This window comes from Ottowia caeni (genome assembly GCF_050821495.1).
Lineage (GTDB): Bacteria > Pseudomonadota > Gammaproteobacteria > Burkholderiales > Burkholderiaceae_C > Ottowia > Ottowia caeni.
In genome coordinates, this window is record NZ_CP151080.1 from 835,483 (window position 1) to 855,584 (window position 20,102).

Consider the following 20,102-nt stretch of genomic DNA (forward strand, 5'->3'; position numbering starts at 1 on the left):
AGTCAAGTTCACGCCGGCTGTCGGGCGGCATGACCGCTGATCGCGGGCTGCGTGAGTGCGGCCGCCGGGGGCAAGGCATCAGCCACTGCTCAGCGGTTGATCAGATTCTGGCCAGTTCTCAGTCCATGAGGCTGATGGTCAAGATTGAGTCAAGACAAGCAACCGGCCCAAAGTTGTGGGCTACGCATGGGCCACAGATGGATCAAAGAGTTCACATGGTCGAAACCATGACCTTTGACTGTGGCGCGGGAATGCGAGACCCACGTGAGTCATTGATTTGGTGCGGCTGGCGGGGATCGAACCCACGACCCTCGGCTTCGGAGGCCGATACTCTATCCACTGAGCTACAGCCGCGTATCAGGTAAGCCCGGCATTATCCCTTATTAGAGGTCGATATTGTGGGTGTGAGGCCAATTCCACGCAAAAAGACGTTCAGGGTGGTCAAACCGGTGGCCTCAAGATCGAAGGAGGGCTCCAGTAGCCAGTTGTACACAAGCCCGTGCATGGTGGCGTGCATACCGTTTGCCAGATGTTCTACCGGAGCGGGGAGGGCGACGTTTTCCAGCCGGGCAGCGCATTCCAGCGCAGCGTGCAGGCGGCGAACGCTGTCGCGCTGGGACTGCAGGTGGCGGTCACGCACGGGACCCAGCTCTTCAGTGTGCTCGACCATCATGGTGGCGATTTGCAGCACGCGGCGGGTTTGAGGGTCACGCGCAATCTGGCGCAGAGCGTGCATGAGCCCTGCACGCAACGCGGCGACCGGGTCGCACAGGTCGGTGCAGTCTTCAGCTACGCCGGTGAGCGCCGTTTCCAGCGGCAGGGTGACGCGCTCCATCATGGCGTTGAACAAGGCCGCCTTGTCTTTGAAGTGCCAGTACAACCCGCCCCGGGTGACGCCAGCCGCCTGCGCGATTTCGTTCAAGGAAGTTCGCGATACGCCACGCTGCTGGAACACGCGCTCCGCCGCGTCCAGCAGGGCTGTGCGCGTGGCTTGGGCGTCTTCCTTGGTGCGGCGGGCCATGAGATCTGTGCTGTTAAAGAAGCCTGAAGGGTGTGAAGCGGGGAATATTTCGTTAAATCTTAACATATACATGCTTGAATGTATGTATAATTTCATTTACTTTTAATCGGCTAATTCGTGGGTTGCTGCTAGATTCCGGTGGCTACCGTGCGTTTTGTTCCCGCAGAAGCCTGCGCAGGCTCAGCGCGACTCCCTCAAAAAAAGCAAGAGAAACCATCATGTCCGTCAATCGTGCCGCTCGTTCTCCGTCGCCGCACCGCTGGTTGCCTGTAGGTGCCGGGGTGTTGCTGGCTCTTTCACTTGCCGCTTGCGGCAATAAGGATGGAGGCGGCGCGCCCGGTGCGGCCGCTCAAGGCGGCATGCCGCCGCCTGAGGTGGGTGTGGTTGCAGTGCAGCCAGGCTCCGTGACCTTGACGACCGAATTGCCGGGCCGGCTGGAGGCTGCTCGAGTGGCGCAGGTTCGTGCGCGCGCTGCTGGCATTCTGCAGAAGCGGCTCTTTTCTGAAGGCAGTGATGTGAAGGCGGGGCAGCAGCTGTTCGCCATTGATCCCGCTCCTTATAACGCAGCGCTTCAGAGCGCGCAGGCCAACGTGGCACGCGCGCTTGCCAGCCAGACGCAGGCTGCAGCGCTGGCCGAGCGCTACAAGCCATTGGTGGCCGCCAACGCTGTCAGCAAGCAGGAATATGCCAATGCGGTGGCGGCCAAGGCTCAGGCGGATGCCGATGTCCTGGCTGCACGTGCTGCCGTGGAAACAGCGCGCATCAACCTGGGTTATGCCACCGTCACGGCACCCATCAGCGGCCGCATCGGCAGGGCGCTGGTCACTGAAGGTGCTTTGGTGGGGCAGGGCGAACCTACGCAATTGGCGGTCATTCAGCAGATCAACCCGCTCTACGTCAATATTACCCAGTCGGCCGGCGACGTCATGAAGCTGCGCCAGGCGCTCCAAAGCGGCAAACTCGCGCGCGCCAGCGGCAGCGAAGCTGCCAAGGTTCAGGTGGTGCTGGAAGATGGCAGCCTTTACGGCAGTGCCGGCAAGTTGCTTTTCTCGGATCTGTCAGTTGATCCGGCCACTGGTCAGGTTAGTTTACGCGCGGAAGTGCCCAACCCACAGGGCTTGCTGTTGCCCGGCATGTATGTGCGCGCCCGGATCGAGCAGGCGCAAGTGAATAACGCCATCTTGCTGCCGCAACAGGCTGTTACACGCGGAAGCAAAGGTGATAGCGTGCTGGTAGTGGCACCCGACGGTTCGTTTGCCCCGCGTCCTGTGAAGGTGGGCGAGGCGCAGGGCGGATCATGGGTCATCCACGAGGGGCTCCAGCCTGGCGATCAGGTGATCGTTGAAGGGGTGATGAAGCTCATGCCGGGTGTGAAGACCGTGAAAGCCGTGCCATGGACGGGCGGCTCGGCGCCGGCTGCGGGTGGTGCCGCGCCGGCTCCTCAAGCCCCAGCTTCGGGCGTGCCCGCAGCGCAAGCCCCCGCATCGGCGGCATCCCAATAAGCGGCGGGAGCTCACGGCATGGCCAAATTCTTTATTGATCGCCCGATCTTTGCATGGGTGATCGCGCTCTTCATCATGGTGCTCGGGTTGACCGCGATCACCCAGTTACCTATTGCGCAGTACCCGCCGGTGGCGCCGCCCACCATTGTGCTCAGCGCAGCCTATCCTGGCGCGTCGGCTCAAACGCTCGAAGACGCTGTGTTGTCGGTGATCGAGCGCGAAATGAACGGCTCGCCCGGGCTGGCCTACATGGAATCGGTGGCGCAGGCTAACGGCACGGGCACCATCACGCTTTCCTTCGAACCAGGCACGGATGACGATCTGGCGCAGGTGGATGTGCAAAACCGGCTTTCGCGGGCCACGCCGCGCCTGCCTACTTCGGTAGTGCAGCAAGGTGTGCGGGTGGAAAAATCGCGCTCGAACTTCCTGTTGTTCGTGATGCTGTCGTCGTCCAATCCGGATCTGGATGTCACGCAGTTGTCCGACTATGCGTCGCGCAACATCCAGCCCGAGTTGCAACGCCTGCCAGGTATTGGCCAGGTGCAGATGTTCGGCGCGGAGCGTTCCATGCGCGTCTGGGTTGATCCTGCCAAGCTGCAAAGTTACAACCTCTCCACCGCGGACGTCGCCAGTGCCATTCAAGCGCAGAACGCGCAGGTGGCTGCTGGCGCAATCGGCGATTTGCCGCTGGCGATTGGTCAGTCCATTTCGGCGACCGTGGTGGTGCCAGGCCAGATCAGCACGACTGAGCAATTCGGCAATGTGGTGCTTCGCGCCAATGCTGATGGCAGCACGGTGCGTTTGAAGGATGTGGCACGTATTGAACTGGGCGCGCAAAGTTACTCCACTGAGGCGCGACTGAACGGCGAACCGGGTGCAGGCCTTGGGGTTCAGCTGTCCACGTCTGGCAATGCCTTGGCTGCTTCCGAAGCCGTGAAGGCTCGCATGGCTGAGCTGGAGCCCTATTTCCCCAAGGGCATGCACTGGGCTATTCCTTACGATAGCTCCGAGTTCGTAAAGATTTCCATCAACGAGGTGGTCAAGACACTGGCAGAAGCCATTTTGCTGGTGTTTCTGGTGATGTTCCTGTTCCTGCAGAACTGGCGCTACACCATCATCCCGACCATTGTGGTGCCCGTGGCGCTGCTGGGGACCTTTGGCGCTCTGCTGGCGTTCGGTATGTCGATCAACGTGTTGACGATGTTCGGCATGGTGCTGGTGATCGGTATCGTGGTGGATGACGCCATCGTGGTGGTGGAGAACGTCGAGCGGATCATGAGCGAAGAGGGCTTGCCACCGCTGCAGGCCACACGCAAAGCCATGAGTCAGATCTCAGGCGCCATTATTGGCGTGACGGTGGTGCTGATCGCGGTGTTCGTGCCGCTGGCCTTCTTTGCCGGTTCTGTCGGTAACATTTACCGGCAGTTCTCCGCAGTCATGGCGGTGTCGATCTTCTTCTCGGCGTTTATGGCGCTGTCGCTGACGCCGGCCCTGTGTGCCACGCTTCTCAAGCCCGTGGAGGCTGGGCATCACCACGAGAAGAAAGGCTTCTTCGGCTGGTTCAACCGTCGTTTCCATCACACGGCCAAGGGCTACGAGAGCATCGTCGCCAAACTGCTGCGTCGGAGTGGCCGGCTGATGCTGATTTATGTGGCTCTTGGCGTGGTGGTGGGCTACCTTTACGTTCGCCTGCCCACGTCTTTCCTGCCGCAGGAAGACCAGGGTAACCTGCTGGTCAACATGCAGCTGCCGCCCGGCGCGACTATGGAGCGTACGCAACGTGTGGTTGAGCAAGTTGAAGATTACATGCTCAAGCAGCCGGAGATCGAGAGCATGGTGGCAGTGATGGGTTTCTCATTCTCTGGCCAAGGTCAGAACGCCGCGCTGTCGTTCGTTACCCTCAAGCCGTGGGACGAGCGCAAGGCTCCGGGGCAAGGTGCGGATGACATCGCCGGTCGTGCGATGGGTGCGCTCTCTGGAATTCGCGACGCCTTCATTTTCACTTTGAGCCCGCCACCAATTCCTGAGTTGGGCGCGAGTTCGGGCTTCACGTTCCGCCTGCAAGACCGCGGCGGAAATGGTCACGAGGCTCTGCTGGCCGCGCGCAACCAGATGCTAGGCATGGCAATGCAAAGCAAGGTGCTGGCAGGCGTTCGCCCCGATGGCCTGGAAGATGCGCCTCAGTTGCAGGTAGACATTGACCGCGACAAGGCCGCTGCGCAAGGCGTGAATTTTGCTGCGGTCAACAGCACCATTTCGGCGTCGCTGGGGTCGGCTTATGTGAATGACTTCCCCAATGCCGGGCGTATGCAGCGCGTGGTCGTGCAGGCTGATGCGCACGCCCGCATGCAGCCCGACGACATCCTGAAACTGACGGTGCTCAACCGCCAGGGCCAAGCGGTGCCTCTGTCAAGCTTTGCTACCACGCGCTGGATCACCGGCCCGGTGCAGACAATTCGATACAACGGCTATCCCGCCATGCGTATCGCCGGCTCCGCCGCTCCGGGCTTCAGCACGGGCGACGCGATGCGCGAAATGGAACTGCTTGCGGAGAAGCTGCCGCCAGGGTTTGCTTTCGAGTGGACCGGCCAGTCGCGCGAAGAAAAGCTTGCCGGCAATCAGGCGTTGATCCTCTACGGATTCGCCATTCTGGCGGTGCTGCTTGCACTGGCAGCCCTCTATGAGAGCTGGTCGATCCCGCTGGCTGTGATTCTGGTGGTGCCGCTGGGTGTGCTGGGGGTTCTGCTGGCCGTGACCGGACGAGGCATGACCAACGACGTCTACTTCCAGGTGGGCCTGATCACCATCATCGGTTTGTCTGCCAAGAACGCTATTTTGATCATCGAGTTTGCCAAGGATCTGCAGGCGCAAGGCATGAGCGCCATCGAGTCAGCGCTGGCAGCCGCGCACCTTCGCTTCCGCCCGATCGTGATGACCTCGCTGGCCTTTATTCTTGGTGTGCTTCCACTGGCGCTTGCCAGCGGTGCGAGCTCGGCCAGCCAGCGTGCGATTGGCACTGGCGTGATTGGTGGCATGATCGTTGGAACGAGCTTGGCAGTGTTCTTTGTGCCGATCTTCTTCGTGGTGGTGCGCCGCATCTTCAAGACCACGGAACGTGAGCGTGAGCGTTTTGCTGATCATGCGGCACATGCCGGTATCACTGCCGAAGCCGCACATGCCTATGTGGCAGCCGCGGAGGAAGGTCTTTCCGAGGAAGAACGTCGCGCCATGCACGCAGGCGCCGAGCCTCCGCCGGCTACAAAGGCCAAAAAGGACAGCCATGAATAAGCACCACGAACAGACTCATCTTCTGAAAGCAGGGGCTCAGCGCACAATGCTCAGCGTTCAAAATGAAAGCCGTCAGGGCGCTGCTTTTGCGTCGGCATCGCGCCAGCGCGTATTCCGTCCTTTGGCAGCAGTGGCATTGGTGGGCGTGCTCTCGGGTTGCTCATTCATACCGGCTTATGAGCGGCCAGCCGCTCCCGTGGCCACTCAGTGGCCTGACACTGCGGGCGCGCAAGCAGTCAGTGGAACCGCTGCAGCCGACCTGCCCTGGCAGCAGTTCGTGCACGATGTACGGCTGCGTGAGCTGATTGATTTGGCCATCACGAACAACCGCGATCTGCGGGTGGCGGCGCTGAACATCGAGCAGGCCCGCGCTCAATACCAGATCCGACGCGCTGACCAAGTTCCCACCGTGGGGGCGAGCCTGGCGGGCACGCGCACGGCTCCTAACGCGAGCGCTGGCACAGATGGCCCCAGCGTGAGTTCGGTGTATACGCTTGGCGTGGGCATTACTTCGTGGGAGCTGGATTTCTTCGGCCGCGTGGCCTCGCTCAAGGACGCGGCGCTGGCGCAGTACCTGGCTACAGAGGAAGCCGGCAAGGCCGCGCAGATCAGCCTGGTCGCTGCGGTGAGCAGCGCGTGGCTTTCCTTGCAGGCCAATACTGAACTGTTGGCGCTGGCTGAGCGTACGCTCGCCACGCGCGATCAATCATTGCGCCTGACCAAGCTGCGTTTCGACAATGGTGCCTCATCCGCACTCGACATGCGGCAGGCGGAATCGCTGGCGGCATCAGCGCAGGCCGCGCAGGCGCAGCAACAGCGCTTGCGTGCGCAGGACATCAACATGCTCACTCTGCTGGTCGGCCAGCCCGTGCCTGAGCGGCTGATTCCCACAGTGCCGCCAGTGGTTGCAACTCCGGCGCCGACTGATTTGACACAGCCCACGCTGCCAGTCGCGCCAGCGGGCGATCTGTCCACTTTTACCGAAGTTCCTTCCGGCTTGTCTTCTGAGGTGTTGCTGCGCCGGCCGGACATTCGCGCCGCAGAGCAGCAACTGATCGCTGCCAACGCCAACATCGGTGCGGCACGGGCGAATTTCTTCCCGCGCATCACACTGACGGCCAGCGCAGGTCGCGCCAGTACCAACCTTGAGGGGTTGGTTGGCTCGGGCGGCGTGGGCGCCTGGTCCTTCGGCCCCAGCGTGACGCTGCCCATCTTTGACATGGGGCGCAACCAGGCGAACCTGGATGCAGCCCAGGCCGGCCGCGAGATCGCGGTGGCTCAATACGAAAAGGCCATACAGAGCGCGTTTCGCGAGGCCGCCGACGCTCTGGCCGGTCGTGCCACTTTCAGTGCCCAGTTGGTCGCGCTGGAAGCGCAGGCTGTGGCCGAGCGAGATCGATTCCGCCTGGCTGATTTGCGCTACCGAAATGGCATTGCGAGCTACCTCGATTTGCTCGACGCTCAGCGCTCGCTCTTCGCAACGGAGCAGGCACTCGCGCAGACGCGGCTGGCCCAGCGCGCCAACGAGGTTCAGCTGTACAAAGCGCTAGGAGGAGGCTGGACTGAGCCCGCCGAGAAAGCGACTTCAACGGCCGGGCGACTGGGTAACTGACGCCCGCGTGGCACCTGCTTTGGCCGCTCTGCGGCCGTCAGCGAATTGCCGCCCTATAATCTGCCGTTCCGGGCTTGGAGGTAGTTGCAAAAGTGCAGCTGCAGCCAATGTCCCTTGCACCAAAAACCACCAAGACAAGATCCCCTGAGGACGCCATGAGCGACAACACGCACGAGGAAGCACACACCGGTCCGATCAAGACGCCCAAGCAAGTGTTCTGGATCAGCATGGCATCCTTTGTGCTGCCAGTGTTCATTATCATTGGGCTCGTCTTTTACGTGACGTCGGCCAATAAGCTTTCACCAGGCGCCACTGATGTTGAACGTGCCGTAGCGCAGCGTATCCAGAAGGTTGGAACCGTGGAAATCCGCGATGCCAACCGTCCCCTGGCTGGCGGTGAAGAGGTCTACAAAGCGCAATGCGCGGCCTGCCATGCAACCGGCCTCGCTGGTGCGCCCAAATTTCAGGATTCAGGCGCATGGGGTCCCCGTCTCGCCACAGGTCTTGATGCGCTCGTGAAATCAGCTGTCGGCGGCAAGGGTGGCATGGCCCCTCAAGGCGGTGGCAACTTTTCTGACCTTGAGATTGCTCGTGCTGTGGTCTACATGGCAAACGCTGCGGGCGGTAAATTTGCCGAGCCTGCAGCCCCGGCTGCAAGTGGTGCAGCCGCTGAAGCCGCTCCTCAGGCTGCCGCAGCGCCTGCGCCGGCTGCAACTCCTGCACCTGCCCCCGCTCCTGCAGAGACAGTGGCGGCCGCGGCACCCGCAGCAGCGGCAGCACCCGCTGCTGGTGGTGGTGCTGGCAAGGCGCTGTACGAGAGCGCTTGCATGGTTTGCCATGCTGCTGGCGTGGCGGGTGCCCCTAAATTCGGCGATAAGGCTGCTTGGGCTCCGCGTCTGGCGGTGGGCTTTGAAGAGGTTTTGAAGATCGCCACTACCGGAAAAGGCGCTATGCCTCCCAAGGGCGGTTCCACCGCTTCTGATGCAGATTTCAGGGCTGCAGTCCAGTACATGGTGGACGCGTCAAAGTAAGTCTGGTCAGTGCGCTCTTTCTGCAAGAAAGCCGGTCAATGACCGGCTTTTTTGCGTTAAGAAAGGCGATTATGTGTGTCATGAAGGTTCCCGGCCGGGCAGACCCCTGTCATGCGGCCTGGCTTGGCCACGGATGTCGTATGCCAGCACAACATCCTCAACAGAGTACCGAGCTGAACCCGTTAAAGAGAAGCAAGCTCACAAGATTGATTTTGCGGCCTCCATCTGTTGATTTGAAACAATAGCTTACAATTCCCCTTGGTGGAGTCATAAATAGTTAAACGAGGAGGCAGTAATGCGCGCAAGGTATCGCTTGACTTGGGGGAGTGCGTCAAGCTTTGTGGCTCGCGGGTGCTTTGCTCGAACTATGGCATGGTTTGTCCAAGCCCTTGTGCTTGGAGCAATTCTTGGTTGTGGCGGCGGTGGAGAGACTGAGGGGCAGGTTGTTGCGTTCTCTGGGGAAGCTTCCGGCTTCACAATGACCACGGCTGCGGATCCGCGGTTGGGGCAAATCCGTGAAGTCCTGCTCCCTAAATCTGCCGGGGCAGGTTCGCCCGTCGTGCGCTTGGACGCTTTTCGGAAATTGGCCCAGGATTCTGATAAAGAAGGTGCTCTTCTGATCGGCTCCCAGCGAGAAGTCGAGGCGACGATGCAGTCGGAGGCTTTTCAAGCCAGGCTGAGTTGGCGACGCGGTACCGACGGGACGCAGACTGCAAGTATCAGCTTTGAATCACTTGGTGCGCAAGGCATGCGCCTTGGCCTGCAAATAGACATGCTGCCCATGCGCAGCGTACTACGTGTGTTCGGCTCGCAAGATGAGCACGGCGTGGAAATTGACAGTGCCGTGGTAGCGCAGGCTGTCCAGAACAACCTGAATGCCGGGGTGCCAGAGCAGGATGCGCGTCTGTATTGGCTGCCAACCATCAGAGGTGCTCAAGTCACACTGGAAGTAGAGCTACCTGCAGATATCCCGCGCGCCGCGTTGGTCCTGTCTATTCCTAAGCTCGTCCATTTGTGGACACTGCCCGAACATGCCGAACCGGAAATCGACATCACCAAAGCAGCCGCTGCGAGCTGTCATCGGGATGCCACCTGTAGTCCGGCTTTTGACACTGCTGCCAGATCTGTGGCTCGTATGGTCTATGTTAAGGGAGTGTATGCCTACGTATGCACCGGAGCCTTGATGGCAGATGCGAACGCCACGGAAACGCCGTATTTTCTAAGCGCTGCACACTGCATTTCAAGCCAGGTGGTTGCATCCACACTAGAGACCACCTGGTTTTACAGGTCCGCCACTTGCGGATCGTTCACCGTCGACTCAAGAGTACGCTACGTGTATGGTGGCGCATCGCTCCTGTACGTAGGCGAAGCAACAGACACCTCCTTCATGCGTCTGAATTCATCGCCTCCTGATGGGGCCGTTTTTGCGGGCTGGGACAGCAGCACCCCTAAACTCCCGACATCCGTGACGGGAATACACAATCCCAGAGGCGACTTTCAGAAGATCTCCACAGGAACGTTGAACGCCTTCGCTAATTGCAGAATGATTGGCTCGAAAGTGATTTGTAGCGTAGCGCAAGCCTCGACGGGAAATTTCCTGCAAGTCGGCTGGAGCAGCGGAACGACGGAGGGTGGCAGCAGCGGTAGCCCGCTATTTGCCTCGAACAATGGCAATCACTATGTGATTGGACAAGCGCAATCGGCAAGCCTAGACATCTGCGGTTGGAACCGCAACACTCAATACGGGCGCTTTGACCTTGCTTACCAAGCTGGCCTGAAGCAATGGCTGGGGCCTAGCTCCATTCCCCCAACTCTGGCAGAAAATCTCACCGCAGTGTTTCGCTTCTACAACCCATCGACGGGTGCTCACTTCTATACGAGCAGTGTGTTGGAACGCGACTTCGTGATCTCCACCTACCCGGCATTCACCTATGAGGGCCCGAAGTTCAAGGCTTCATCTCTGGCCGGGCCGGGCCTTGCACCTGTCTATCGATTTTTCAACGTTCAGACGGGCGCGCATTTTTATTCAATCAGCCCGGCCGAGCGCGATTTCGTTCTTGACACCTATCCGCAGTTCAAGTACGAAGGAACTGCCTGGTATTCGCAGCCTCAAGCTGGCAACAAGGCGGCTCAGATGTATCGCTTCTTCAACCTGAGGAACAGTGTTCACTTCTATACCCTCAGCAAAGCGGAATCTGACTTCGTGCGTGCGACCTACCCTGAATGGAAATATGAAGGCGGTGTGTATTACGCTTGGCCCAACTGAGCTGAACTGAACTGACAAATGGCATCTGGGACGCCTGATCGCACATGGCAGCACTGGAGGCGCAGCCCCGAAAGACAGTCCATTGCGGTCTGTTTTCCTGCGTCGGCGTCGAACGGACCCGCGGAAAAGGAAGATAGCCGTAACGGTAAGGTTTCGGCCTCCAGACAAGAGGGCTGCCGTACATGGGGTAGCCCCTCCCGCAACTTCTGGGCAAGTGTGAAGCATTCATGGGCAGTGACGCTCAATTCTCGGTTGGCAGCAAGCACAGCTGGTACCCGTAGCCAGGCCGAGACGTTCACGGCCAGTGCGCACCCTCGTTATCCGCCACTCGACATTGAAGTCCGTGCCTTTTGTCTCTCTGCAGTATCAATGCAAGCAGGATAAATTCATCAGCTACAGTCAGAAGCAGAACAGGAGGAACCTTGGCCTACAAACGGCACTATCGCATACTCAGATCAGGCAACAACCTGGGCTCGGCCGTGCGCGTGCTTCACCACGGACTCAAGGACGTGAACACCAACTTGCAGCTGCCTGACCCGGGCCAACGATAAACAAAAGCATCAACCAAAAATGAACTTTGATTTCATAACTGACGCGCCTATCCACTTGTTGGTGTCAGGGTCAGTCCTGCTTCTCTTGGTTGCCTATTTTTTCCTGGCATTCTTTTTCCTGGACTAAGACACCGTTCAAGACTCGGTTCATTGTTGACTGCTCTCAACAGCGAAAAGTACAAAAAAGTTTTGAACCCGGAACAGTTGGGAAGCGCTTTCGATATCTTTCCAAAGTCCGACCAGATTCAGCATCTGTGGCGAGAGCACAAGAAGACCCTCTACAGCACGTCTACGGAACAGGGTGGAGTTGAGTCATCCCGCTGGCACGCCACAGTCTCGGCCGAGTCTCTCTGGAACGGCCAGTTGGCGGTAGACGGCCGCCTGAAGACAGACTTCTTCAAGCACCTTCCCGGCATCTTCACCGGCTTGGGAATCATCGGAACGTTCCTAGGCCTCATTGCCGGCCTTCGCCAGTTCAAAGTCAGCTCTGAAGCTGACGTCGTCCGCACAAGCCTTGAAGCGCTCATGCACTCGGTTGGCGAGGCATTTTTGATATCAGCTGCGGCTATCGGCGCTGCGATGGTTGTGACTTTTCTTGAGAAGATGCTCCTTAGCTCGCTGTACAGGAAGGTCGACTCGATTGCCGAGATTTTGGATGCCCGCTTTCCATACTCTGCCCCCGAAGACATCCTCAAAAAGACAGAGGGGTATGCGGAAGAATCCGCCACTCAGCTTAAGCAGCTGAAGACTGAGCTGGTCAAAGAGCTTCGACCTGTCCTCCTTGAGATGAGCGAGGCGCAGTCGAAAACTCTGGAACGACTGACCGCGTCACTTGAACGCAGATTCGAGCATGTCGGACAAAGTCAAATCGAAGCCTCACGAGCAAACAACACCGAGCTTGGAACCGCCATCTCCCAAGCAATTGCTTCTGGCTTAAGTGCTCCTCTTGATGAAATCAAAGACGCGGTTAAGAAAGCGAGCGGTGACCAGTCTCAGACCGCGGTGAACATGCTGCAAGACGTCATGACCAGCTTCAGTCAGAAGCTGAACGACCTCTTTGGGGGTCAAATCAATGGCATTAACGACCTAAACCAAAGAACTGCAGATACCATGCAGATGGCTGTGGGCAAGTTAAGCGAGCTGGTCGAAAGTCTCCAGACAGCTGGGAAGAGTTCAACAGAGGCCATGGCTGAGCACATGGCTCGCGCCTTATCTGACATGGAGGCGCGTCAGAGCCAAATGGCCTCAACGACCCAGGCTCTGGTGGATGAACTCAAGCAGGCCATCGTCCTATCGCAATCAACGACCAAAGACAGTGTCGAAACTGCGACGAGCGAGATGGCGCGTCGCATGGCTGAAGCCATAGAAAAAATGGAGCTGCGCCAGTCAGCCATCAATGAGACCAACAAGGAGTTCATTTCTCAAATCAAGGGTCTGGTATCCACTTCCCAGTCCGAGACGAACAGCAAGCTTCAGGAAGTGCTTGGTAACCTTGAGGTCCAGCTAGGGCATATGCTTGCTTCGTTCCAAGCGATACAAGCAAAGGCTGTCGCCGAGGGTCAGGCGCGCGAGCAAGCGAACTCGGAGAAAACCCAGGCCGTCGTGGGCTCCATGGTCGGCTCAGTCGAGGGCCTGGTCGGAAAAATCTCGGACGCCACTGCGCAAATGCAGGCCAGTGTTGCGACCTTGGCGACCACCACAACCACAGCCATCGACAGCATGTCAAACGGTGCTCAGCTCGTCAACGCCGCTGCTCAAAGCTTCTCCAATGCGAGCGACAAGGTGACGAATGCCATGGGACAAGCCGGCACTGTGTCCAGCAAGCTGACCGACGTTTCGGCATCACTTGCTACAGCCTCGTCCGCCATCCAGGCGAGCGTCGGAGACTACCGCTTACACAGAGAGGCGGTTGGCTCCATGGTCGAAGAGCTTAGAGGGGTGATTGCGAATGCAAAGACTGACGTCGGCATCAGCTCATCGGTGCTACAGCGAATTGAACAAGCGAGCACGAAGCTGTCCCAAGCTCAGTTGCAGACGGAGCAATTTTTGAACGGGGTGGCTGTCGTTCTTGGAAAGGCGCATGAGGAGTTCCGCGCTTCGGTAACCAACAGCCTGAGTAAGTCCAACCACGAGTTCCAGCAAAAGCTTGCTTCCGCTGTTGGCATGCTGAGTGCCTCCATCAAAGAGCTGGACGACGTGTTGGCTACAGCAACACCGCGGGGACATAAGGCATGAGAGAGGGCCGCTCACGCACGGCCCGTGGCGACCGGGACGAGGCCGAGAAGCCTTTCTGGATTTCCTTCGCTGACCTCATGACCGCTTTGATGGTTTTGTTTCTGGTGGTGATGGCAGTCGCCTTGCTGGCAGTTACTCGCACAGTCTCGGAAGCTGAGGAGCGAGAGGCCAAGTACAAAGCAGACATCGACCACTGCCTGTCCCTTGCAGTTGCGGCCTCGAAGCGCCATGAAGGCGTCAAGGTTGACCTGCAGCGTAGGGTGCTTGACTTCGGTGAACGTGCGCGTTTCGCATTTGGCCGTGCAGACCTGACCGTAGAGCAGCAAGGTGTGCTGCGAAGATTTGTGCCCGAGTTGCTGGGGATGGCGGAGACGGAACAATGCAAACGTGTGCTCAAGCGCGTTGTCGTTGAGGGCTACACCGATAAGCAGGGTGCGTACCTGGTAAACCTCAACTTGAGCCTGATGCGCAGCCAACGCGTTCTATGCGCCATGTTTGAGACCAACGGGCCAGACCTTCTTACTGAAGCCCAGAAAGAAGCTGTCCGAGACGTTTTCCTGGTCGGCGGTTTCGCGTTCAACTCTTCGAAAGACACCCCAGAAGAAAGCCGTCGAGTAGAGATGCGTCTTGAGTTTTTGGGCCTCAATGAGAAGCGTGTCGAGCCTCAGCGTGGGGTTGAGGCCAACTTCGGCAAGTGTGCAATCTGATGGACAACTTCAATCCGCTGTCATTGTTGACCAGTCTTTTGGAGGCATCACATAGCGCGCCCATGACGCTGCGTGAGGGCACTGACATCGACCAGGTACTTGCGGAACAGATAGCAAGTGCGAAGAGCGGTAGCCGGAGTTTCGAGCCCAAAGACCTCCAGATTGAAGCTGTTCAGCGGTTTTGGGCCTCTGGCAGCTTGGAGTCACTCAGAGATGCACGCCTTGTTTCCTTCGGGCTGACCGTCCGGCCTTGGGGAGATAGTCGCTGTGTCATAGAGGACCGCAAGCTTTTTGGAGCTGCCCTTGATGGGGTCAGTGCTTGGCGTGACTCCCCTCGGCAGTTCCGAAAGTGCTACCAAGGTCTGGCTCGGAGCTACTTCGACTACGACACCGCGCGAGGCGCGGTGCCCACTGCAGGCAGGGAGAATTGGGTAACATTGCGTGACTATCTGAGGCAGAACGTCAGCAACATCAAGGTCCAATCCATCAACCCCGATTGGGTCGATAGCGCGCTGGAGAACCAGGGTCTGTTCACAACGACTCCATGTGAAGCCTACGGAAAAGAAGTTCTTGAGGGCAATACCGAGCGTGTGGACAGGGTTCGCCACCTTCTCGGCATCAGTGATGGTTCGTGGTTCACACGCGAACTCATCATGGCGCAGCTGATACAGGCTGCCCGTCGAGAGGATCACATATTCCCCCAGCTTGTGAGTCGACTCTTGGGCCTCATTGCCCACAATGACGTGCTGCGCGACCCAGGGATGCAACTGATTCTGGACAAGTACTCGTCCATTCCTCAGGCACCTCAACATGTGGGCTTGAAAGAACAAGCGGTTGAGTGGTGGGGCAATCCCTGGCTACCGTCAAACCAAGACCGCTGGGGTGGCGTCTCCCAGGCTGCCAGAGACATGGTCTCGAACTGGTTGAAGGGTGAGTTCATTGAGTTGTTCTTTACCAAACTGGCGCAAGACGGACTCAGCGACACAAGACGTGTTCGATTCTGGGAGAAGTACATCCCGTCAATCGGCACGATGCAGTTCGCGCTCGGAAATCACGCAATGTACTCCAAGGAAAAGGACTTCGTTGAACTCCGAGAAAAGCTGAAGGGGCTCTTGGTTGGACTTGACGACGTGAACGCGTCCAACAACGCATTCATCATGCGGATTGGGGACTTGCTCGCGGTGGAATTCAGCGGTGCGTCAAACGCCTTCTATGGATACAGCGTGACGCGCACTTTGCCCTTTGACCTATCCAAACCAGTCAAAAGCGCTCCTGTAAACGGGAGGAACTCCCTAAAAAATGATGCCAAGGTGCTCTACCTTCGACACCAAGACGGTGTACATGGGTATACGTATTGGGAAGACAGGTTCAAGGACGAGTTGCAGGCCAACTTCGGAATAAAGCCTGGTGGTCAGAAAAAGCAGCAAGTCATTGGTAAAGACTACGTCACTCCACCACCCCCACCACGAACTGAGACACCTCATACCTCTGTGCCTGGGTCTACGTCCGCCACAGGCGGCATTCAACGCGGAACAGTCAAAAACGGCCTTCAGCCGACTGTTCCAATGAGCCACTCCGCGAGTGTTGGAGACCTGTTCTCGCGGCCACCGAAGGCCAGCGAAACGTTTTCGTCAGCAGCCTTACCACGCCAAAGCCCCCGCTCTGCAGCCACTTCGCGCAGGGAGCGGCCTAACGAAAGTGACTTGTTGAATCGCCCGACTCAATCCGGTGTAGACGTCCCATGTTTTGTTCCAACGACGATTCGTCAGCCTGGCTTAAATCGAGGTACAGGCGCTGTAGCGCATCAAGGCGAATCGAGCCCTCCAGCAACAGCGCCAACCTTCCCCAAGGCCCCCTTGCCAACACCGTGGTCTGAGGTTTTCAATGAAGTGAACATGAAGGCGCTCTCCCGTCGAATTGGTGGGTACGTAGAAGATAACCGAGCCAAGGGCGGCGCCTTGTGGATTCGCGCAACCGACCACAACCCTGAGGCAGGCAGAATCCTGCGGTCATGGGGTTTTTCCTACAAGCTGGGCAAAGGATGGTGGAAGGACCCTGAGCAATGAGCCGGTTCAAGCTATTCGGGAAATCAAAAGAGCGGGATGAAGCAGGATGGTCCCTCCGTTGGGCAAAGGACGGCGTTCAAGTTCGGCGAGCAGGGCCCGGCGATAAAACATCTTCGACTGCTTACGCCGGCCTCTCAGGATTGCTGACGCAACTTGTAGATGACGGATACGCCACCCGGGACGTTCACAGTGAGTTTCTCTTACCATGGGAAAACTTCTATGCAGCCGCACAGACGCCCAATTACGCAGGCCTTCCGGATGCGTTGGGATTGCCAAGGGTAACGGAGTCTAGGCCTGTTCTCTCGAGCCGGAACGCCCTCATTGACTCAGACTTCACCATATCGATTGCGAAGTGGGTAGGACCTAGTGGTGAACATGTTGTTCCCGTCTATATAGGAGCGCTGATTAACGCGGGCAGTGGCCTTGAGCTGATGACCTTTCCCGCCTGGCAATTGGTCCAGCAAGTAGTAGCTTTTGCCCGCCGCGATGAGTCAGCACATACGCCACATGCCCAAGAGTTGGCGTGGGGTCGAATCCGCCGGACTGCCGTGGCCGCGGGAGCAGACATGAGCGACTTTCTGGTTAAGACGGTTGTGCTCTCACCTGAGCGTTTGGACATCAAATTCCGACGCTCCGATGCAATCCTTGATGACACGGTGGTTGAAATTATTCCTGGTTTCGAGGGTGCCCCCGACAACTGGCTTGCAGAGTTCGACCGATTCAGCAGCGTACAAGACAGCTACAAATTTGCGTTGGAGAACGGCGGGCTTATTCATGTGGCCGTGTCTCCCCAAGTCAAGGCCGTCTTGAGCGAAGTCAAGCGTCTACCTGGCCGACGCGTTGCCGGCTCTCGTGCGCAAGCCTTCTTGCTGAACCCCTTCGCGACGTTGGGAGAGGCAGCAACTGACGTAATTGATGAAGAGCAGTTTGAGCAGGCGCGGGAGGACGCCGGCCTACAGTTTGAGAGGTTCACCGCGGTCGTCGAACATGGCCCTTCAGGCTTTCCAGAGCGCGTTGGGATATTGGTTGACTCAGCCAGATCTTCTGGGCCTCAGGCCTCAACCACGCACTACTTCGACGACATAAGCGTCAAGAATTTCATTGCCCGGGTCGAACGAGCACAAAAGGCTGGGCTACAGCTGGTGTTCTGGGAGGGGCATGAACTCGAGTTGCTCGGGGATTCTGAAGAGCAGCTAAGCCTACTTCGAGCCGCCTACGAGCAGAGGACTCAGCCCCCGACGCTGGTCACTTATTCGAAGATTCACGACCTCTCCAGCTACTCGTCGCGAATCGAAGGGGTAGGCCTTGAGAAGCCGTACTACTCCCCATACATCGTCAAGCGAAAAGAGGACGAAGGTTGGTTCCCTGAAAACGTACTTCCCGTTGTCGTGTACACCCCAGAAGGTGAGTCTGAGCAAGTGGCCGTGGCTGTCAGCGAGGTACTCCTCGAAGAGCTCAAAAAGGCCACGACTGCTGCCGCTGCTTCAGGTAACGACACAGTCTCTCTTGGGTGGCTGCCAAAGCCCATTCCCTTGACAGAGGCGAAGATAATAACCGGAACCTTTGACGAAGTTCTATCGGATGTAAAGAACAAGGCATTCGACCCAGACGAGAGACTTCCACCAAAGTCAGAGCCGAAGAAGACTTTGGTTCTTCGAGCGAACATAGACACCGTCGACTACGATGAGCAGCGCCGAGATGCTCTTAATGCCAGCCCCGTTCAGTTTCACCCATCGCGAGGACTAAGCACTGACTTTGCTCTTTTGGAACATCAGGTCGCAGGCGTCGCCCGAATGCAGCACCTTTACAGCCTTCGGGAGCGATACAGAGTTCGGGGTCTTGTTTTGGCTGATGACATGGGGCTCGGAAAGACGCTGCAGCTTCTGGCACTGATGACTTCCGTCTTCGAGAGGGAGCCAAACACGGCACCGATGTTGGTCGTCGCGCCTGTTTCGCTACTAGAAAACTGGAGAGAAGAGGCAGAACGGTTCTTCCCAGGAGTGCTTCGCATACTCACTGCATATGGTGAAGCACTCAAGCCGCTTCGCGTGCCGCGTGACAGCGTCGACGAAAAACTTCGCACTGAAGATGGTCTGGTCAAGTTTCTTAAGCCAAACTGGGTCGGCAACGCTCAGTTAGTTCTCACGACTTATGAGACCCTTCGTGACCTTGAGTTTTCCTTTGCGCTTCAAAAGTGGTCCATCATGGTTTGCGATGAAGCTCAACGCATCAAGAATCCAGCTGCGATGGTGACCAGAGCGGCGAAGAAACAGAACGCGTCGTTCAATATCGCATGCACAGGGACCCCTGTTGAGAACACCCTCGCCGACCTATGGTGTCTCTTCGACTTCGTTCAGCCAGGCCTTCTTGGGGCCCTTAATGACTTCGGAAAAACCTACCGGCGCCCCATTGAGATTGACGAACGAGACTCAGTGGCACAAGGCCGCATTGAAGAGCTGCGGACGAAAATTGAGCCCCAGATACTGCGCCGAACCAAGCTTGAAGTCGCCAAGGACCTCCCCAGGAAAATCATTGCTGAGGACTGTAGGCGCCTGCCGCTGTCTTCAACGCAGCGCAACTTGTATGCAAAAGCCATCGAGGACTTCAAAAAGCAACGCAGTGACCCTGAATACAAGACACCGTTCAAGAATCACCTGGGCCTTCTGCACTACTTGCGGCTGGTGTGCACCGACCCGCGGCGGCATGGCCTAACCGTCTTCAAGCCGGAACCTATTGGGGAGTACCGTAGAGCGGCCCCCAAATTGGACTGGCTGCTCACGCAGCTGAAAGAAATTCAGACCAAGGGCGAGAAGGTTATCGTCTTTTGTGAGTTTAGAAATATTCAGAGGCTATTGCAGCACTACATTGCCGAGGTTTTTGGCTACGAGCCAGACATCATCAACGGGGATACCTCGGCATCAGCAGAGCACGCAAACAGCCGTCAGAAACGCATCAAAGCATTTCAAGCCAAGCCTGGTTTTGGAGTCATCATCTTGTCCCCGGTGGCTGTTGGCTTCGGCGTGAACATTCAAGGTGCAAACCACGTGGTGCACTACACGCGAACCTGGAACCCCGCAAAAGAAGACCAGGCCTCAGACCGTGCTTGGCGTATCGGCCAGACCAAGGACGTCTACGTGTACTACCCTGTGGTGGCCGCAGACGACTTCATCACGTTCGACGTGAAGCTGGACCGGTTGCTTGAGAGAAAACGTTCTCTGGCTGGCGACATGCTGAATGGTTCGCCGGATATATCGCCGGCAGATTTTCGTGTTGAAGAGGTCGTGCCAGACGCGGATGCGGACTTCTTCGACGAACGTGTTACCCTCGATGTCGCACTTCGAATGGAATGGCGCCACTTTGAGGGCCTGACTGCAGCCTTGTGGGCTAAAAAAGGTTTTGACACTGTCTACTGCACACCGGCGGCAGGCGACAACGGTGTTGATGTTGTTGCCATTCTTGAGCAGACGGGTGAGCTTGTTCAAACCAAGACTTCGTCTTCGGACTCCAAGCCCCTCAACTGGGATGCAGTGAAGGAAGTCGTTGCTGGTGAAGCTTTTTACAAGCGCAAGCACCCTGGCGTTGTCTTTAAAAAGGTTGGGCTTACCAGCCAGTCCTTCAACCTGCAAGCCCACGATAATGCGCGTCTCAATGATGTGATGTTGCTCGAACGCCCCAATCTTGCTGACATGCTGAATGAGCACCACGTAACCATGCTCGACGTTGAGCGAATCCTCTACACGGACTGGGCTTCAACAGAGGCTTGAGGTGGCGCCTCGACAACCGGCGAGAGGTGGGGCACTAATTTTTCTCAGCGCGGCCTAAA

At 57.8% G+C, this 20,102-nt stretch carries 11 protein-coding genes and 1 tRNA gene; 10 read left to right on the plus strand and 2 right to left on the minus strand.

Annotated features, from left to right (window positions below):
• Nucleotides 1-278: 278 nt before the first annotated feature.
• Both AAAK34_RS04050 and AAAK34_RS04055 read right to left on the minus strand, forming a co-directional pair.
• Nucleotides 279-354: transfer RNA gene (locus tag AAAK34_RS04050), tRNA-Arg, on the minus strand.
• Nucleotides 355-373: 19 nt separating this feature from the next.
• Entirely contained in the window at nt 374-1,021 is a 648-nt protein-coding gene (locus tag AAAK34_RS04055; RefSeq protein ID WP_231695356.1) for a TetR family transcriptional regulator, read from the minus strand.
• A 218-nt stretch (nt 1,022-1,239) separates the two neighbouring features.
• Here AAAK34_RS04055 and AAAK34_RS04060 point away from each other — a divergent pair, with 218 nt between their 5' ends.
• From AAAK34_RS04060 to AAAK34_RS04105, 10 genes are all read left to right on the plus strand, one after another.
• The gene (locus AAAK34_RS04060) at nt 1,240-2,523 is read left to right on the plus strand and encodes an efflux RND transporter periplasmic adaptor subunit (RefSeq protein WP_231695355.1); all 1,284 of its coding nucleotides are present in this window, start codon (nt 1,240-1,242) and stop codon (nt 2,521-2,523) included.
• Nucleotides 2,524-2,541: 18 nt separating this feature from the next.
• The gene (locus AAAK34_RS04065) at nt 2,542-5,811 is read left to right on the plus strand and encodes an efflux RND transporter permease subunit (protein WP_231695354.1); all 3,270 of its coding nucleotides are present in this window, start codon (nt 2,542-2,544) and stop codon (nt 5,809-5,811) included.
• Complete coding sequence (locus AAAK34_RS04070; RefSeq protein WP_431777773.1) at nt 5,804-7,423, plus strand: efflux transporter outer membrane subunit; 1,620 nt, start codon at nt 5,804-5,806, stop codon at nt 7,421-7,423. The genes AAAK34_RS04065 and AAAK34_RS04070 overlap by 8 nt, the downstream gene beginning before the upstream one ends.
• A 155-nt stretch (nt 7,424-7,578) precedes the next feature.
• Complete coding sequence (locus tag AAAK34_RS04075) at nt 7,579-8,454, plus strand: c-type cytochrome (protein WP_231695353.1); 876 nt, start codon at nt 7,579-7,581, stop codon at nt 8,452-8,454.
• 478 nt (nt 8,455-8,932) lie between these two features.
• On the plus strand, nt 8,933-10,720 hold the full coding sequence (locus AAAK34_RS04080; protein WP_431777774.1) for a trypsin-like peptidase domain-containing protein: 1,788 nt from the start codon (nt 8,933-8,935) through the stop codon (nt 10,718-10,720).
• Nucleotides 10,721-11,142: 422 nt separating this feature from the next.
• On the plus strand, nt 11,143-11,271 hold the full coding sequence (locus tag AAAK34_RS04085; protein WP_431777775.1) for a hypothetical protein: 129 nt from the start codon (nt 11,143-11,145) through the stop codon (nt 11,269-11,271).
• Between the two features lie 150 nt (nt 11,272-11,421).
• Nucleotides 11,422-13,506 carry an anti-phage ZorAB system protein ZorA gene (gene zorA, locus AAAK34_RS04090; protein ID WP_431777776.1) on the plus strand — a complete coding sequence of 695 codons (2,085 nt, stop codon included), beginning with the start codon at nt 11,422-11,424 and terminating at the stop codon, nt 13,504-13,506.
• Nucleotides 13,503-14,213 (plus strand): flagellar motor protein MotB, encoded by a 711-nt coding sequence (locus AAAK34_RS04095; RefSeq protein WP_231695350.1) that lies wholly within the window; start codon nt 13,503-13,505, stop codon nt 14,211-14,213. The genes zorA and AAAK34_RS04095 overlap by 4 nt, the downstream gene beginning before the upstream one ends.
• Nucleotides 14,213-16,279, plus strand: a complete 2,067-nt coding sequence (locus AAAK34_RS04100; RefSeq protein WP_231695349.1) for an EH signature domain-containing protein — start codon at nt 14,213-14,215, stop codon at nt 16,277-16,279. The genes AAAK34_RS04095 and AAAK34_RS04100 overlap by 1 nt, the downstream gene beginning before the upstream one ends.
• Entirely contained in the window at nt 16,276-20,043 is a 3,768-nt protein-coding gene (locus AAAK34_RS04105) for an SNF2-related protein (protein WP_431777777.1), read from the plus strand. The genes AAAK34_RS04100 and AAAK34_RS04105 overlap by 4 nt, the downstream gene beginning before the upstream one ends.
• Nucleotides 20,044-20,102 lie beyond the last annotated feature (59 nt).

What these genes read in the sequence shown, in the direction of transcription:
- AAAK34_RS04070 (WP_431777773.1), top strand. Translation starts at nt 5,804, where the DNA reads ATGAATAAGCACCACGAACAGACTCATCTTCTGAAAGCAGGGGCTCAG.
- AAAK34_RS04065 (WP_231695354.1), top strand. Translation starts at nt 2,542, where the DNA reads ATGGCCAAATTCTTTATTGATCGCCCGATCTTTGCATGGGTGATCGCG.
- AAAK34_RS04075 (WP_231695353.1), top strand. Translation starts at nt 7,579, where the DNA reads ATGAGCGACAACACGCACGAGGAAGCACACACCGGTCCGATCAAGACG.
- AAAK34_RS04100 (WP_231695349.1), top strand. Translation starts at nt 14,213, where the DNA reads ATGGACAACTTCAATCCGCTGTCATTGTTGACCAGTCTTTTGGAGGCA.
- AAAK34_RS04055 (WP_231695356.1), bottom strand. Translation starts at nt 1,021, where the DNA reads ATGGCCCGCCGCACCAAGGAAGACGCCCAAGCCACGCGCACAGCCCTG.
- AAAK34_RS04080 (WP_431777774.1), top strand. Translation starts at nt 8,933, where the DNA reads ATGACCACGGCTGCGGATCCGCGGTTGGGGCAAATCCGTGAAGTCCTG.
- AAAK34_RS04060 (WP_231695355.1), top strand. Translation starts at nt 1,240, where the DNA reads ATGTCCGTCAATCGTGCCGCTCGTTCTCCGTCGCCGCACCGCTGGTTG.
- AAAK34_RS04105 (WP_431777777.1), top strand. Translation starts at nt 16,276, where the DNA reads ATGAGCCGGTTCAAGCTATTCGGGAAATCAAAAGAGCGGGATGAAGCA.
- AAAK34_RS04095 (WP_231695350.1), top strand. Translation starts at nt 13,503, where the DNA reads ATGAGAGAGGGCCGCTCACGCACGGCCCGTGGCGACCGGGACGAGGCC.